This window comes from Bacillus cereus group sp. BfR-BA-01330, from assembly GCF_022663885.1.
GTDB classification, from domain to species: Bacteria; Bacillota; Bacilli; order Bacillales; family Bacillaceae_G; genus Bacillus_A; species Bacillus_A cereus.
The window spans coordinates 40,192-56,722 of record NZ_JAKUGK010000009.1; the positions used below are offsets into that span (position 1 = coordinate 40,192).

Consider the following 16,531-nt stretch of genomic DNA (forward strand, 5'->3'; position numbering starts at 1 on the left):
CAATTTCTTTCATTAATATTAAATAAACTAAAGCATAGATTTTAAAAGAACCTAATTTACATATAATTAATGATAAACTACAGTGTGTATTCTCCACGTTTAATCAGCATCTGAATTATAAATCTAACATATTTTTTTTAGTTGATTGTCATTATGGTACAACCGTGTATACATTTACCAAACAAACTACATAGTTTAAATTAGTAAAATATATAGAGAGGAAGGAAATAAATCTATGAAAGTCATAATTTTGTGTGGCGGAAAAGGGCTTCGGATGCAAGGAATTTTAGAGGACATTCCCAAACCATTAGTTCGAGTTCAAGGAAAGCCTCTCCTCTTGCATATAATGAATTGGTATAGAAAATATGGACATTCTGATTTCATTTTACCCTTAGGATATAAAGGTGAGAAAATTAAGGAATATTTTATGGACTTTAGCTGGAAAGAGAATGACTTTAGTTTGAATTTTAAAACCAGTCAATATACGCTACTTCAGAAATTAGAAAATTGGAATATACACTTTATAGATACAGGAATTGATACAATGACCGGGGCAAGACTAAAAAAACTTGAATCCTTTGTACAGGGTGAAACCTTTTTATTAACTTATGGTGACGGATTAGCCAATATAGATATTGATCAACTAATAGCATTCCATAAAGAAAAAGGAAAAATTGCTACATTAACTGGAATTAAAAAAAATAGTCAATACGGCCTATTGGCGGTCGAAGATGGAATTGCTATTGATTTTAAAGAAAAACCATTACTTGATGAAGTAATTAATGGCGGTTTTTTTGTATTTAACAAAGAAATATTCAATTATTTAAGTAATAATGATGATTGTGTTCTAGAAGAAGATCCTCTTCGAAATTTAATAAAAGACAATGAGCTCGCCGTCTATGAACACAATGACTTTTGGGCTAGTGTCGATACACCTAAAGATTTAAAAACTGTAAATGAAAGTTGGAATCCAAATAAATTTTAGTGGAGAGGACTGAATAAGCATTGAACTCTAATGATAAAAAAATAAGTTTACCTCGATTGTACATCCCCTCTAATGAGAAAATAGTTAACCCACTTTCAACAGGAATTAAAGCTTCAAATCTCTCCAAAAAAAATACTCAAAAAAGAATTAATCCCCAATTCTATAATCAACAACATGATCTAAATAATCATTTCTGCGTCATTGTAGGTAGTGAGTATGTCTTGAAAATTATTGCTTTACAGCAATCATTAATGCAGTACTCAGAAAAATTCACATTGTGGATTTGTTGTATAGATCCTTTTGCATATTCACTATTAAAAGAAATGAATTTAATTAATGTAAACCTTTTACAAGTTGAAGAATTAGAAGATCGTGAACTAAAAGCAATTAAGAGAAAAAGAAAAGTAAATGAATATTGTTGGACTTTAAAATCTGTCTTGATAGAATATTTATTGGTCAATTATGATTTACCATCTATTCTATATTGTGATGGTGATTTATGCTTTTTCTCTGACCCTAATATTATTTTTGAGGAATGGGGTGACCATTCTATTTTCCTAACCCCCCAAAGAGATCGTGATTGGGTAGAAAAAATGTATGGAAAATATCAGGCTGGTCTAATTGGATTTAAGAATGATCTCTATGGACTAAAAAGTGTAAGATGGTGGAAAAATAAATGTATAGATTGGTGCAGTGCCGAGGCTGAAGAGGGGAAATTTGGAGACCAAAAGTATTTAGATTATATCCCTATATATTTTCCAAAAGTAAAAATTTCAAATAACTTAGGTATAAATGCTGCGCCTTGGAACTGTATATATAATAACGATTATAAAATTGACAAGACTAAAAACGATATATTTATTGAAAACGACAAACTAGTTGTTTACCATTTTGCATGTATTACTATCTTTACTGAAAATGATTTTGATCTTTGGTCTTTGGGAGAAATTTCAATACCCAATAATATATTAAACCATATTTACACTCCATATTTAGAGAGAATTCAATTTGTTTTAAAGCAATTAAAGGATAAATTCAATAAAGATACTAAACAATTTTCAAGTAAAAAAGATATAAATAAAGCTCAAACTTTATATAAAGATTCACAATTAAGAAGAAAAATGAATCAATCCAATCATTTTATGAACTTTTCCATGATTATAAGTAAAGAACGATTAATCCAAGGATTGACTTCTTATTATTCCTTAGAAAATTTCAACGCTAAATTTACTGTATGGATTTGTTGTATGGATGATCTAACGTATCAAATATTAGAGAAATTAAAATTAAAGCACGCCATACTAATTCCGGTAAAGGATATTGAAAATCATGAAATCCTCAGTATAAAAAATGATAGAAGTTTACAAGAATATTGTTGGACATTAAAAGCGCCCCTATGTCTACATGTCCTTAGTCTTTATCCGGAAGTTGATCACATTATATATTGTGATGCTGATATGTATTTCTTTACAGCACCTAATATCATTCTTGATGAATGGTGGAAGTACTCTGTATTCCTTTGCCCTCAAAGAAGCTCTACTGAAATTGAAAGCATACACGGTATATACCAAGCTGGTTTAGTAGGCTTCAAAAACGATCAAAATAGTAAAGAAATTTTAACATGGTGGAAAGATAAATGCCTAGAATATTGCAATAATCAATATGATGTTGAAATGAATAGATGGGGTGACCAAAAATATTTAAATCACATTCCTAACATCTTTTCTAATATAAAAATCATGACTCATAAAGGTATTGATGCAGCACCTTGGAATGTCATTTTAAATAGCAGTTCTATATCCAAAACAGATAATAAAGTTTTTATTGATCAAGATGAATTAATAGCTTTTCATTTTGGAAGTATGCAAATTATTAATCCAAATGAGTTCGATTTATGGAAACAAGAAACTTTAGAATTACCTCCAGCAGTTTTAGATTATATATACATTCCTTATATTGAACAATTGAACAAGACATGTCATACCCTTCATAATACTTTTCAAAAATCTCCCTCCTCTTTATTTGCTGACCAAATTGATACAACAACAATAAAAAATTATTTTAAATACCCCTCCCCTCATCACAATTAAGACTGATACTTTCCTTATTTAAAAATAAATCTATTTATTTCAGCAACTAAAAATACATCTTAATAAAGGATAGATTATCACTATGATTGCTTCATTTAAAAATAAAACTTTCCTTATTACTGGTGGATACGGTTTTATTGGTTCTCACTTGGCACGAAGACTTTTAAATTTACAAGCAAAAATTGTTCTTTTCATAAGAACACCATCAAACTCTTGGAGACTAAAGGATATTCTAAAATATATTGAAACCTATGAAATAGATATACGAGATAAAAAACAAGTACAAGATGCAATAAAGAAAATTAATCCCGATTATATCTTTCACCTGGCAGCCTATGGTGTAAATTCTGCCCATACAGATTACATCCATGCTATAGAAACAAATGTTATAGGGACTTGTAACATTATTCAAGCAGCAAAATTGGTGAATTGTAAAAAAATCATCAATTTTGGGAGTAGTTCTGAATACGGTAACAAGATGGAACCTATTCATGAAAATATGTTACTAACTCCTGTGGACATCTATGGAAGTACCAAAGCTGCTGCTACTATACTCGCCCATCAAATTGCTAGCGAAAACAATATTAATCTTATAACATTAAGACCTTTTGGCATATTCGGAGAAGGCGAAGAGCCGCATAAAATTTTTAGCTATATAATCTTGCGAGTATTACAAAACAAAGATGTAAATTTAACTTTATGTAATCAATTAAGAGATTATTGTTATATAGAAAATGTAATAGATGCCTGTATCCTAGCAGTAGAAAATACTACTGTACAAAATGAAATCTTTAATATTGGGAGCGGCACTATTCACCCCTTGAAACATTATGTAGAATTATTATTCAAACATTTGAAAACCAATTCCAGACCAAATTACGGTGCAATTTCCTCTAGAACAAATGAAAGATGGGTTCCTGAAGCGGATGTGCAAAAAATAAAAAACTCTCTTTCCTGGGAACCTAGAATTAATATTGAAGAAGGAATTATAAAAACTGTTAATTGGTATAAAAATAATAAACATTTATACCTAACTCCCTAAAAATAGGGTACTAAAGGAGGTGGACTAATTGTTAAACCAAAACTTTAATAATGCTTTTTACGGAAAAAGAATTTTAATTACTGGACATACTGGTTTTAAAGGTTCTTGGTTATCCCTATGGTTGAATGAATTAGGTGCTGCTGTAATCGGATATTCATTAGATCCTAAAAATAAAAATGATAACTTTAACATTACTAACCTTCAAAATAATATAATTGATATTCGTGGAGACATTAGAGATTTTAATAAATTAAATAAGGTTTTTACAGATTATAAACCTGAAATTGTATTCCATTTAGCTGCCCAACCTCTAGTTAAGTATTCATATGAATATCCTAGAGAAACATACGAGGTAAACGTTGTAGGAACTATGAATGTACTAGAGGCAATTCGATTACATGAATCAGCTAAAATAGGAATTATGGTGACAAGTGACAAGTGCTATGAAAATAAAGAATGGCCTTGGGGTTATCGTGAAATTGACCCTATGGGCGGCCATGACATATATAGCTCAAGCAAAGGATGCTGCGAACTTTTAATTTCTTCCTATCGTAATTCTTACTTTTCAGAAGAAAAATTTTCTCAACACAAGAAAATAATTGCAAGTGTTCGAGCTGGTAATGTAATTGGTGGTGGTGATTGGTCAATAGATAGAATTATTCCCGATTGTATACGAGCATTAGAATCAAACAAAAAGATTATTATTAGAAATCCTACTGCTATTAGACCCTGGCAACATGTACTAGAACCTTTAAGCGGGTATTTACTCCTTACAGAAAAAATTATAAATAATGGTATCCTTTTTTCAGGAGCATGGAACTTCGGGCCATCCCTAAGCAATATTGTTTCAGTAGAAAAATTAGTGACCAGTTTACTAGATATTTGGGGCTGCGGGGATTGGACAGCAGAAAATATAGGTCCAATAAATTTTCATGAAGCAAATTTACTAAACCTTGACATTAGCAAAGCAAAATTCAATCTTAATTGGCAGCCAAAATGGTCCCTACAACAGACTTTAGAAAATACAATAGAATGGTATAAATATTATAATTCTTACACCAGTTCTGAGATGAGAAATCTATGTATTAGCCAAATCAAACAATATTGCATGCTTTGAACTACTCCCACTTACCCATACTTGCTGTGAGTTCCTTATGGAGGGAGTCTTCTTGGTTAAAATAATAAAAGATACATTAATTTTTATAGTCTAAATTATAAACCTACTATACCTAAAATTATGTGATTGTCCATTAACAAAAATTTTATTTCTTCGGTTATTTCAAATCAACTATTGACATTATATTGAAGAATAAAGGAATCACGTATTTTTCTAGTGATTCCCTTGTTCTGAGAAAATAATGTCTTGCTTTAACGACAATACAGTATATGTGATTATTAATTTATTTGTTCTAGTTATGAAAAAATCTATTCCTGTCAAAAGAGCTTTCTTCAAAGAAAAACTTCCTTTTTTTTCTACTTATCCTACTCGAAAAGTAAATAATGTTATTTTTCAGATAATCATATCTACTATTTATAGAATTACACTGAGCTTTAACAAGTTTATGCTTATATATTGATTCTCTTATTTATTATCACCAATGTTGATGAATTTATGCATAGCTTATTCTATACACAAATAGCTTTTTGAATTATCTTTTCAGAATAAATAAAGGAGACTTTCTCTTTTATGCACTTTCCCCTTACCAGTCTTAAATTTCCCTTTAATCAACAATAAGAACAAATCTTCAATATAGTACATCTTCTATAAAATAAAACCATACGTAAGATAATTTTACTATTACAAATAATGACATAGTCTGTTTCACCTTTTACATTATCTAAAAAAGAACTTGTAGGAATTCTTACAAGTTCTTTTTTATTTCCTTTATTCTCTTCTTATTTACATACGCAAGATTTATACATTTGGTGGTTATACATACTATATTTATCCGATAAAATAATCTAAAAATTAACACATAATTGATCGTTTTAAGAAAAAGAAATTTCATAAATCTTCAATCACAGTTTCTTAGTTCATCTAATAGAACGTATAAAGACTCATATCATCTTTTGATTATTTTTGGATGTTTTATTCTACGTATATTCGACACAAATTGATTGTTTTTTATGAATTTTCTTGAAAAATATTGTAATATCACTCCATTTTTTCTTCTATTTTGTTATGATGTTTATAATTAAATTGGATTAGGATTTTTTTAGAAAATGGGGGCGTATATTATGAGTGTCTCAGTAAAAGGAAATGAGCAATTAACCTCTCTATTGAACGACTGGTATCGATCTATGCTATCTCAGCAAGTTATAAAAGCTACTAATCTAAAAAAGAAAATTGATGAAAAAATTAATAAGTTAAGCATTGAACCGAATCAAGAGCATCAGGATCAAAATTTGTTACTATACTATTCACTACTCGAATTTCGTTACAAGGTCTTAACAGATAGCCTTGGTATTCAACAAAATAGTTTTGATACTATTAGCGATTATGATATGCCTACAGATCAATTTCTACAATTCTATTATCATTTTTTCAAATCCATTCATTCCACTTTTATATCAAATTATACTGAGGCAGAGGAACATTATAAACTAGCAGAAAAAATATTGGTAGCTATACCAGATGAAATTGAACACGCCGAATTTTACTATAGAATTGCTACTTTCTATCACCATACCTATAACAATCTCGCTTCTATCGAATACGCAAATAAATCGAGAGCAATCTTTTCAAAGTACGAAGGTTATGAAGTAAAAACAGCCTTTTGTAATAGTTTGCTAGGTGGTTGCTGCATCTATTTAAAACAGTACGAACAAGCAGAAGAATATCTACATTGTGCAATTGATTTACTACAAAAAAATAGGGAAGAAGATTCCTTGTTATACGTAAAAAATACTATGGGGTGGCTGTATTCTGATCAAAGTATGTCTACTTTAGCTATTCGTCACCTTTCAGAAGTAACAGAGAAAATCCCTACACACTTCAAGGCCATCTTCCTACAAGCTAAGGAACATTATAAGTTAGGAGAACAATCAACGGCCAGCCAACTCATTGATAAGGGACTACAGATTTGCAGAGAGATTCATAACGAAGAATATACACACCACTTCTCTATTTTAAAAAAATTAAACGAAAATATTCCATTGGAAGAATTAGAAAAAATCATTCAAGAAGGAATCTTATACTTTGAGGAAGAAGAATTATGGGAATATGTTGTCGAATACGCCGAATTATTTGCCACAAAATGTAGACAATTAGAGAACCACCAAAAAGTAAGTGACTATTTCCATATTTGTTATCAAGCAAGACAAAAATCAATCGCAAAAGGAGTGTTAAAATAATGAAAAAAATTAGCTTATTATTATCAAGCATTGCTTTTATTGGGGTATTAACGGTGGGAATTTTTCAGTTTTCTAAAACAGATCAGCTTGCTACTCATGGGCATTATCCTGCTCCTTCATATAGTGTTGGCGATTATGGTGGTGCACCACCACAAATTTAATGTACATGTATTTAAAAACCCTCCAAATGGAGGGTTTTTAAATGGCTTATCTGCTTGTTCAATACGCATAGAGAGTACAATACTTATTTACTATGTTATAAGATTTTTCATTTCCACTCTGTAACAAGATTCTAGCATTCTCTCCTAGAATCTCAACTTAAATCTTAAATCCACCAATTAACTCTTGAAGTTCTTCCGCCATCTGTGCTAATTGTATTGCTGAAGAATTTATCTCTTCCATAGAAGCATGTTGTTCCTCAGATGAACCAGCTATCGTTTGCATACTTGAAGAATTTTCTTTTACAGCCATAGCTATTTGATCAATCGATGTATCAACTTTCATTGCATCAGTTGTCATTTTATTTGATAGTTCTACCATACCATGCACTTTTGATACAATATCATTTGCAGATTTTGAAATCTCATAAAAACTTTGTTTTGTATCGTTCGCAACTTTAATTCCCGACTGTACTTCTACTCCCACTTCATTCATAGCTTTTACAGTCTCATGTACGTCTGCTTGTATTTCCTTAATTAAGCTTCCAATTTCCATCGAAGATTCGGATGATTGCTCTGCTAGCTTCCTAACTTCATCGGCAACAATTGCAAACCCTCTCCCCTGTTCCCCAGCTCTAGCTGCTTCAATCGCTGCATTTAATGCTAATAAATTTGTTTGCTCCGCAATATTTTGAATTGCTTCTAATATACTGCCAATTTGCTGTGATTTCTTATCTAATAATTTTATGACATTATCTGATTGAGAAACAGAGTGATGGATAGACTGCATTTGTGTTACAGTTTGTTCTACTAATTGTTCACCTTCATTTGCTTTTTGTTTAGTGTATATGGAGGAAGTCGATACTTCAGAAGCATTCTCAGCTACGTATTGAATATTTCGTGTTACCTCACCAATTAATTCAGCTCCAGACTCAACTTCATTATTTTGAACCTCTGCACTGTTCGAGATTTCTTCCATCTCTTTTGTAATTTGTTCTGTCGCAACACTTGCTTGCTCTACACTAGCAGTTAGTTCCTCAGAAGACGCAGCTACATGTCCTGCAGATGTGTTAATTTGAGAAATAATATTACGTAACGACTCTGCCATTGTATTGAAACTACCACCTAATTGACCAAGTTCATCCTTTGAACGAATATCTATTTTCTCGGTTAAATCTCCTTGACTAATTCTTTGAGCTGACATGACTAATTGTCTTAGTGGAGTAATTATAGATTTGAGTATGAATAGAATTACAATTCCACCTAACAATAATGAAGCACCTATTATAGTGAGTGTTTTATAAAAAATAGGATTGGTAGCTTCTTCAATTTCTTTCGTAGGCATTACGCCAGCTATTTTCCAACCTGTTTTTTTATTTGTCTTAAAGCTTATGTTTCGATCTTCGCCATTGAGGCTATAAGTAATTACTCCATCTTCTGTCTTGTACAATTCATCCACTAAAGTTTTCTCTAATTTCTCTCCAGGCTTTAGTGATGGATGAACAACTATAGTTTTATCTTGACTAACTATAGATACAAATCCTTGCTTCCCAATTTTTATCATTTTGGATGTTTTTACGATATCTTTAATATTCAAATCTACGCCAATGACACCACTTTTATCTGCATTCTGCTTTGCAATTGCAATTACCATATTTCCTGTAGACTTTGATTTATATGGAGATGAAACAATAATCTCTCCATCTGCTTTTACTGCATCCTTATACCAACTACTTTCTAGCGGATTAAACCCTTCTGGTATTTTTCCAACAGGTGCATGAATAAATTGATTGTTACTGGATGCCGTATAAATCGTTTCTATCTCTGGATGTAACTGTATATATTGATCAAATTTATTCTGTACATTTTGCGATTGTTCAGGATTATAATCCCCTTGTGTGAGTACCTTTGCAAAATGAGTGATATCTGTATGCTTATTTTCTAATTCATCATCAACAATCTTATCTAAAATACTTATATTATCTTTTGCTGATTGTAGAATTGTTTCATTAAGATCTGTTTTTGCTTTATTATAAGATGATACTCCTACGATAAGGCTTGGTATAATTAATATTGCTATAAATGCCATAGACAACTTCGTTTTAAGCTTTATTTGTCCCAATCTTTCTTTTATATTAAACACTAGATACTTCTCCTTTTCATTTTTACTACTTATATAGTTTATTTAAATTTTTCTCCTTTACTTTTCCACATTCATTTATTGTACCATTCGAAATGAAACCACAATTAAATCCTGTTATCCGTACTTTATAATTTATAGATTTACTTTTCACAGACAGAGTTTTATCTGTCCTCCTTTCAAATATGTTATTTTTCTAGATTCAGCAATTATTAGACTACGAATTATTCCAAATAAACTTGATGCAACATATACTTCATTTAAAAAATAATTATTGGATTCGTTTGGATAAAAATTTGATTTAGCGCTATTCCAATCAGATGAAATCCTTACCATAATAAATTCACAAAACATAACTAAGTAAATTTATTCCTTTAATAATTATATTTAACTGCCTTTTAACCATTCTAACTGTATTACTTCATCGTTTTATCTGTTTATTACAATCACTTTTGTTTTATTGAATCACTAAACTATAAATTCTAGATAGGAGAATAAAATAAATTAGAGAATTACATTGTAACATATATATATAAGTTGTTGATATTAAAATTTAAAACTTTACTATTTTTCATATGCAATATTACATGCGAAAAGCCATAATTTTTTTGTTATACTATGCATGTGGATTTTTCATCCAAAAATCCACCCAAACGCATATTTATGTATATGCCACCCTAATTGATGAAAGTGAGAAGAATGTTTATCATTTTTCTCACTTTTTTATTTAGGCTCTGTTAATATTGATTATTGATAAAAAGTATTAAATAAGGGAAGACACCTTAGAATTGGTGCTTCCCTTATTTGTTGATTATTCAAATCTAAAATAGGTATTTTCTAAACCTATTCTTTGCTTTAATGTTCTGCCCAAAGCATAATTATTTGGTAATTCTTTTTCAACGACACAAATAATATAACCTGCTTTTCCTGTTGTTAAATTAGTTAGTTGTAAGTAGTTAGTGTTGTCGTAGATATAAGAAATAATATATTCATAGAAATTATTTTCTTTATCTTCTCTATTCATATCAACATTGTACAACCTAACTCTTGCTCCTGCCCAAATTTCCTCATCATCATCAACATTACTTAAAGGCATCCATTTCGAGTTATCCAATATTTCACCCTTTTCTTAATTCATTCGTTTATACACAAATGTTGCTAGACACAAACTATCATAAGCATCCGTCATTTCATTGATTAGACGACCACCGACAGAGAAAAAAGACTCAACATAGCTTTTTCCCCATTGAAACACTTGCTCTCTCTGTATGAGACAAATCACGAATATGTTTCAATAGATTACTGAACGCTTTGCTCAACCTCAATACATATCGAACGTTAGTTTTTATGAAATTATATTAAGATTTCGAATTGGTTTCAAATATCAACATTTACTTTTAACAGAGCTTTTATTTAAAATGTGTGCTTTTACTTAATTCTTTAGTTATTTTTACATTTTGAATCTACGAAAATGAATTCCCTTATAAAAACTCTAACAGAGAATCTTTCTTTCAAATTCCACCTAGGGAATCATTTGTTTTCCCAAAAACCTACCAACATCTTTATCAACTCATTTTAGAATATTTAAACAATAATTTCATATACAAACTCTGCATAAATTATTCATTTTCTTTTATATAATGCCTACCTTTTTACTTTTGATAGATTATTATACATTGGATTATTATACATAAACGCCAAAACATGAGGTATTTTGTAGAATTTTGTCTATCAATATGTATGTACACCCTTTTGTAGTGGATATAGACTGTGAGGTGTAAGGAGATACCTTACAAAATAATAAAAAGGAGATTATAGAATGAGTAGATTAACAAAATTCTCAAAGTTAGTATTTGCAACTTTAGTCGTGGGAAGTAGTTTAAGCACCTTTGTTTCGTCACACAGTGTACAAGCTGACACCTTAGATACTAATTACCAAGATTCTGTAAAATTCATACCACCTTCTAGTGCTAGGCCAAAATTGGAACAAAAAAACACTATTGTTCCAGAAGCAAAAGTTGTTAAAAACCATTATGTAAAGTACTCTAAAGCACATTTCCAAACTAAAGAAAGTATACCAAAAGAGATTTATTATTCTTCAGAAGGCTTTAAAGGCTATATACAGGCAAGTACCGTTTGGGATATGGGAGATCATTTCGCAACACTATATTCCGGAACCGTTATTCGATGTTAGACTTTTAATCCATTCTTTCCTAATGCTTAAAATGATCAATAGTTCACTGCCAATACTGTAATATCTATTGTTCATAAAATAAACCACAAAATCTTTCGATTTCATGGTTTATCAAATATAAAGATAATGCTAAACGAATACTCTAACATTACCTTCCCCAAAGTTAATTATAGAGTATTTTCAAAAAAAAGACACTCTTGTAGTGTCTTTTTTATAGTATTTTAAAAAGAATTCCACCTACTAACACCTTTTTGTTGCGCCTATTCGTTTATTTCAATATGATACTTTTCCATCTCGTATATGCAATAGACAATAATAGCTAAACTCCAACTGACACTATAATAATTATGTGTGTAGAAGTCATAGCCCGCTTTAATACCTTTTTCTATTACAACTAATGTAAATCCTAAAGCCACCCATCTGTTAATTTTCATCTTTATAAACGTTAAAGAGATAATTATTAAAAATAAAATATTTGTAAGATGATTTATCATTAGCTCATATTTTTGAATGTATACTGCCATTATACAAGCAACGATATTAGTCGCAATGCCAAAGGCAATCACCGCTCCCCAAACCCTGTCCGAAAGTCCCACTCCTGAGTCAGTCCCTTCCTAAACAAATATCCCTTTCTTTAATTCGTTCCTACACCCTATTCAAGATATGCTAAATTATCCTTGTCTGATGAATATCTATTTATCTTTTCATATAGAGCAAACAAAATTTCTACTCATAATTTTTTCTTTATTAGACAAACTATGTCTAAGCCGTTTGAACTAGCGGCTTCACTCTTCTGGTAATGGGATAGCACAATTTATTGAATTGACTAACTCATTCAACCCACTGGCACCGGCAGGCAACAAAATAGTTGTCTGCCATTTTCATGTATACTTTTTCTAATTTCATTTCAAACCAAGTGTGTGCTGTACTGATTTCAAAAGGACAGAATTTCATTTTTTAAAATTTAAAAAAGATAAGGTCCTGTCTACTTTTGGTATAGGACTTTTTCTTTTCACACATACTATTTTTGAACCTGTTTACCAATACGTGTCCTAATGGTGTCTTGAATTCCTCCTAAAAAGGGCTGCAGATACGACTGCATGCCCTTTTATTTACGTTGCTTCTCTATATTGAATAAAATAATTAAAAACTAAAAATGTAATATTACATATTTTTTCTGTTCAGATTATGTTAGGATTTACTTCGTAGTCGAATTATAGTTTCGTATCTAATTCAGCAATATGTGAACTGTTTACCTAAAGAAAAGACACCCAAAAGGTGTCTTTTCTTCTTTTAATCTAAAAAACATTTTTTCTTTTCAGTAAGATCCAATTATCCCTCTAACCTAAACCTCATAATTAAAGGCAATTTAATCATGGTACTCAAGAGTTTTCATCCATTTCAATATACCTATAGCTTAATTTAAAATCACATTTCCAGCACTATATTTGCTTTCCTACAGATTTTCTGTCTTGTTCTTAATTCTGTCAAAATCCTCATGTAGCTATACAAAGAATATATGCTACTATGATATTAAGAAACTATGCGTTCCCTTAACCCTGTATCCGGCCCTGTATTTATTACAGGGTCTTTGTTTATTTCATTTACTTTTATTGGCTTATAAGGGTTAATACACAACCAATTTCAATTAAAATCGTTTAAATGTTAGTTAGAATTTGAAATAATATATCTATTAACTTTTTTAACAAATGAAATCTAATATTAAATCTCTAAATGTATACTGTACTATACACCAGTTAACACTATATAAATAGTATTAACCATCTTAATTGAATATTAGTAATAGTAAGTATAAACATTATCAATTTACTACATCTTACATTTATGTAAAAATAAATACATGTTAAGCTTTTTCAAAATCTTTCCCCTAATAAAGATTTGAAGTAGCATTTCATGATTCTCCTTACTGTTAATATGCCTTGAAAAAGAACCCTATAGGGTTCTTTTTCTTCTCATTATAACCTCAGTAAGTCCATACAAAAAGGACTGCTAGTTATTAGAACATTGCTTCATTTTCAAAGAAACAAAAAAGGAATCCTTTACGGATTCCTTTTTGCAATGCACTCTTTTTCAAATGGTACATTTTGTACCTACTTTTAGTATAACTTATAATCCCTATAAGATAAATAAGATTAAATTGAATTTACTTCATTTATTTTCATAAAAGTATATAAATCTATAAATTAATACTACTAGGTTCACTTCCAAAAGGTTTGTATTTTTTCAATAAAAAGAATACATTATACTTCTTTATAATTTTACACTTTAGGTTTATCTGTTAATGCAGTAACAATCCTGTCCACTAAGTCTTCTGGCATCCATTCATGATTTGTATCATTCGTTTCATTTGGCCCTAAAGAATCAATAAACTTTTTAAACTTTGGAAATAAAACAATAGAAGTGATCCAATGTATCGTATGATTTATGGAGAAGAAATGAAAAACTCCTTGCTTTTCACCCTCCTGTAATATTTCTTTTAACTGTTCAAAATTACCTATGAAATACGGTTTAATCTTTTCTAATCGTGCACTTTCCTTAATAATCTCCTCATATGCCAATGATCCAATTTCAGGGTTCTCTTTTATATGTGTAGTAAAAACCGTTAAATAGTCTCTAAGGGCATTGATAGGATCAAATTGATTCTTCTCAAGAAAATTGGGTAGCTCATTAGCAAGACCATATTTCTTAAATACCTCATAATATAGGTTTTCTTTCCCGTTAAAATAGTACGAGGCCATAGCAACATTCACTTTCGCTTCTTTTGCAATTTCTTGTATGCTCGTACCTTCGTAGCCACGCTCTCCAAATTTTTTCTTAGCAGCCTTTAAAATATTTTCCATTGTCTGCTCTCGAGATTTCCCCATTTCACACACCTCAAATAGTATATATTTCACTTCAAAAACCCAATAAGGAATTTGAATAGAGTATCTTTTTAATGAAATTTAATTATATATTTAAAGTGGTAACTTAACAACCGATGAAGTTCTGATTACTTTAAACAATATCCCCTTGCGTAATATCAATAGCTTTCAAATACTTTACGCTCTTTTCTAATCGAGTGAAAGTCTGGACAAAAAACATCTAATATTATCTTAACTTCGTGTGCAAACAAAAAAATAATAAGGACCAAAGTTTATCTATTTTATAGATAAACTTTGGTCCTTTCATTACATTATACAGATTTAAAATAAACTCGTATATTGATGAGATAATTATCCATCAATCGGCCATCATTTACTGACTAGATCTGTTTAATCTCGATATAAGGTCCTTTAATGTTTAATTTGTTAATATCATTAGAGATATTGCCTACAGTTGATTTTTCATTAAAAGTATAGACCTTTTCACCATTTACAAAGATACCCCAATTTTTATCTTCGTAACTGATACCATAACCAGCATTGCTAGATGTAGCTTTAAGTTGATTTCCATTCATTGAAAGAGATAATTTCCCTTTTCCTTTGTTAAGTTTATCATTCACGCTGTTGATACTATTCATTTGTTCTTCAAGGGCTTTTTGGTTATCAAGAGTAACTTGATGGTTTTTCCAGTCTAATTTATAGTGGTTCGTAAAGAATTCATTATATGTATCTTTATTATTTGTTCCCCACCATTTTGAACTTACCCATTCGATATTGTACTGATCTGAAATTCTACGATTTGTTATTTTTAAATCTGATGTAGTTTCTGTTTTATCAGCAGTAATAACCGCTACTACGTTTGGAGAAAAACCATATCCTGTTAAAGCTGGTACTGTATCTTTTGAAACAAAATTATTCGTTCCTTCATTATAACTACGTGATTTCATAAATAGTTGATTACCATAGAAAGTATTGAATGAATCACGATTATAAATTCCCCACTCTGGGAAGTTAAATGATTGGAATCCTACTTTCCAATTTAATTTTTTATCTGTGTGGGTCTCTAATACCGTTTTATAATCTACTTGATCATAAGATACACTTTCTTTCCAAGCAAAGCTACCTGTGATACTTGCATCGGCATTTGGCCCTTTATCATTTACTCCTACTTTAACACTTCCACCAAGTGTATACCCTACCTCCGAAGTGACCTTTGCTGAAGTCATTGTATTAACTGGGGCAGCTTTATGGAATTGAGCACTATCACCACTTGTTATTTCTGCTTCAGTATGATAGGCTGATGGCCATTTTAAACCTGCGTTATAGTATCCGCTATTAATTGTATATTTAGCATCTATATTACTACCATCAGTGGTAACAATTGCAATCTTTTTATCTGCGTAAGGATCCTCAATAAAAGAAACCTTTATTGAATTTTTGATATTTTGCTTCATGTCATAAGTAGTTTTAAAACTATTATAGACCTTCCCACCATTTTGAAGATTTTCTACAGTTCCTTTAGAATCTGCAAATGCAGATGTTGCTTGTAAACCAAATGATCCAGACATAATAACGGACGCTACCGCAACGCATTTAGCTATTTCTTTTGCTTTTTTCATACAGACAGCCACTCCTTCTTAAACATTTAAAAGATATAAATATATTATTTCTAGTTCACAAAAATAG

The 16,531-nt window shown here is 30.4% G+C and carries 12 protein-coding genes and 1 pseudogene; 7 read left to right on the forward strand and 6 right to left on the reverse strand.

Going from position 1 to position 16,531, the window contains the following annotated elements; translation table 11 throughout:
- Positions 1 to 235: 235 nt before the first annotated feature.
- From MR112_RS23655 to MR112_RS23680, 6 genes are all read left to right on the forward strand, one after another.
- The gene (locus MR112_RS23655; protein ID WP_000864434.1) at positions 236 to 985 is read left to right on the forward strand and encodes a sugar phosphate nucleotidyltransferase; all 750 of its coding nucleotides are present in this window, start codon (positions 236 to 238) and stop codon (positions 983 to 985) included.
- A 20-nt stretch (positions 986 to 1,005) separates the two neighbouring features.
- Positions 1,006 to 3,075 (forward strand): glycosyl transferase, encoded by a 2,070-nt coding sequence (locus tag MR112_RS23660; protein ID WP_226368977.1) that lies wholly within the window; start codon positions 1,006 to 1,008, stop codon positions 3,073 to 3,075.
- A gap of 82 nt (positions 3,076 to 3,157) precedes the next feature.
- Positions 3,158 to 4,117 carry an NAD-dependent epimerase/dehydratase family protein gene (locus tag MR112_RS23665; RefSeq protein ID WP_000561952.1) on the forward strand — a complete coding sequence of 320 codons (960 nt, stop codon included), beginning with the start codon at positions 3,158 to 3,160 and terminating at the stop codon, positions 4,115 to 4,117.
- Between the two features lie 28 nt (positions 4,118 to 4,145).
- Entirely contained in the window at positions 4,146 to 5,234 is a 1,089-nt protein-coding gene (gene rfbG, locus MR112_RS23670; protein WP_098762680.1) for a CDP-glucose 4,6-dehydratase, read from the forward strand.
- 1,121 nt (positions 5,235 to 6,355) lie between these two features.
- Positions 6,356 to 7,471 (forward strand): Rap family tetratricopeptide repeat protein, encoded by a 1,116-nt coding sequence (locus MR112_RS23675; RefSeq protein WP_000116962.1) that lies wholly within the window; start codon positions 6,356 to 6,358, stop codon positions 7,469 to 7,471.
- On the forward strand, positions 7,471 to 7,632 hold the full coding sequence (locus MR112_RS23680) for a hypothetical protein (RefSeq protein WP_000724116.1): 162 nt from the start codon (positions 7,471 to 7,473) through the stop codon (positions 7,630 to 7,632). Before MR112_RS23675 ends, MR112_RS23680 begins: the two co-directional genes overlap by 1 nt.
- Before the next feature lie 157 nt (positions 7,633 to 7,789).
- Here the strand turns inward: MR112_RS23680 and MR112_RS23685 are convergent, their stop codons facing one another.
- From MR112_RS23685 to MR112_RS23695, 3 genes and pseudogenes are all read right to left on the reverse strand, one after another.
- The gene (locus MR112_RS23685) at positions 7,790 to 9,772 is read right to left on the reverse strand and encodes a methyl-accepting chemotaxis protein (protein ID WP_025687841.1); all 1,983 of its coding nucleotides are present in this window, start codon (positions 9,770 to 9,772) and stop codon (positions 7,790 to 7,792) included.
- Positions 9,773 to 10,580: 808 nt separating this feature from the next.
- Positions 10,581 to 10,865 (reverse strand): hypothetical protein, encoded by a 285-nt coding sequence (locus MR112_RS23690; RefSeq protein WP_002041583.1) that lies wholly within the window; start codon positions 10,863 to 10,865, stop codon positions 10,581 to 10,583.
- Between the two features lie 84 nt (positions 10,866 to 10,949).
- Positions 10,950 to 11,088 (reverse strand): annotated as a pseudogene (locus MR112_RS23695) (IS1595 family transposase); the annotation flags it as partial.
- A gap of 500 nt (positions 11,089 to 11,588) precedes the next feature.
- On the opposite strand from MR112_RS23695, the gene MR112_RS23700 reads away from it, so the two are divergent.
- Positions 11,589 to 11,963, forward strand: a complete 375-nt coding sequence (locus MR112_RS23700; protein ID WP_000088971.1) for a hypothetical protein — start codon at positions 11,589 to 11,591, stop codon at positions 11,961 to 11,963.
- 260 nt (positions 11,964 to 12,223) lie between these two features.
- Here MR112_RS23700 and MR112_RS23705 read toward each other — a convergent pair whose 3' ends face one another.
- From MR112_RS23705 to hlyII, 3 genes are all read right to left on the reverse strand, one after another.
- Positions 12,224 to 12,559, reverse strand: a complete 336-nt coding sequence (locus MR112_RS23705) for a hypothetical protein (protein ID WP_000524431.1) — start codon at positions 12,557 to 12,559, stop codon at positions 12,224 to 12,226.
- 1,683 nt (positions 12,560 to 14,242) lie between these two features.
- On the reverse strand, positions 14,243 to 14,848 hold the full coding sequence (hlyIIR, locus tag MR112_RS23710) for a hemolysin II regulator HlyIIR (RefSeq protein WP_000520484.1): 606 nt from the start codon (positions 14,846 to 14,848) through the stop codon (positions 14,243 to 14,245).
- A gap of 377 nt (positions 14,849 to 15,225) precedes the next feature.
- On the reverse strand, positions 15,226 to 16,464 hold the full coding sequence (gene hlyII / locus MR112_RS23715; protein ID WP_000709367.1) for a hemolysin II HlyII: 1,239 nt from the start codon (positions 16,462 to 16,464) through the stop codon (positions 15,226 to 15,228).
- Positions 16,465 to 16,531 lie beyond the last annotated feature (67 nt).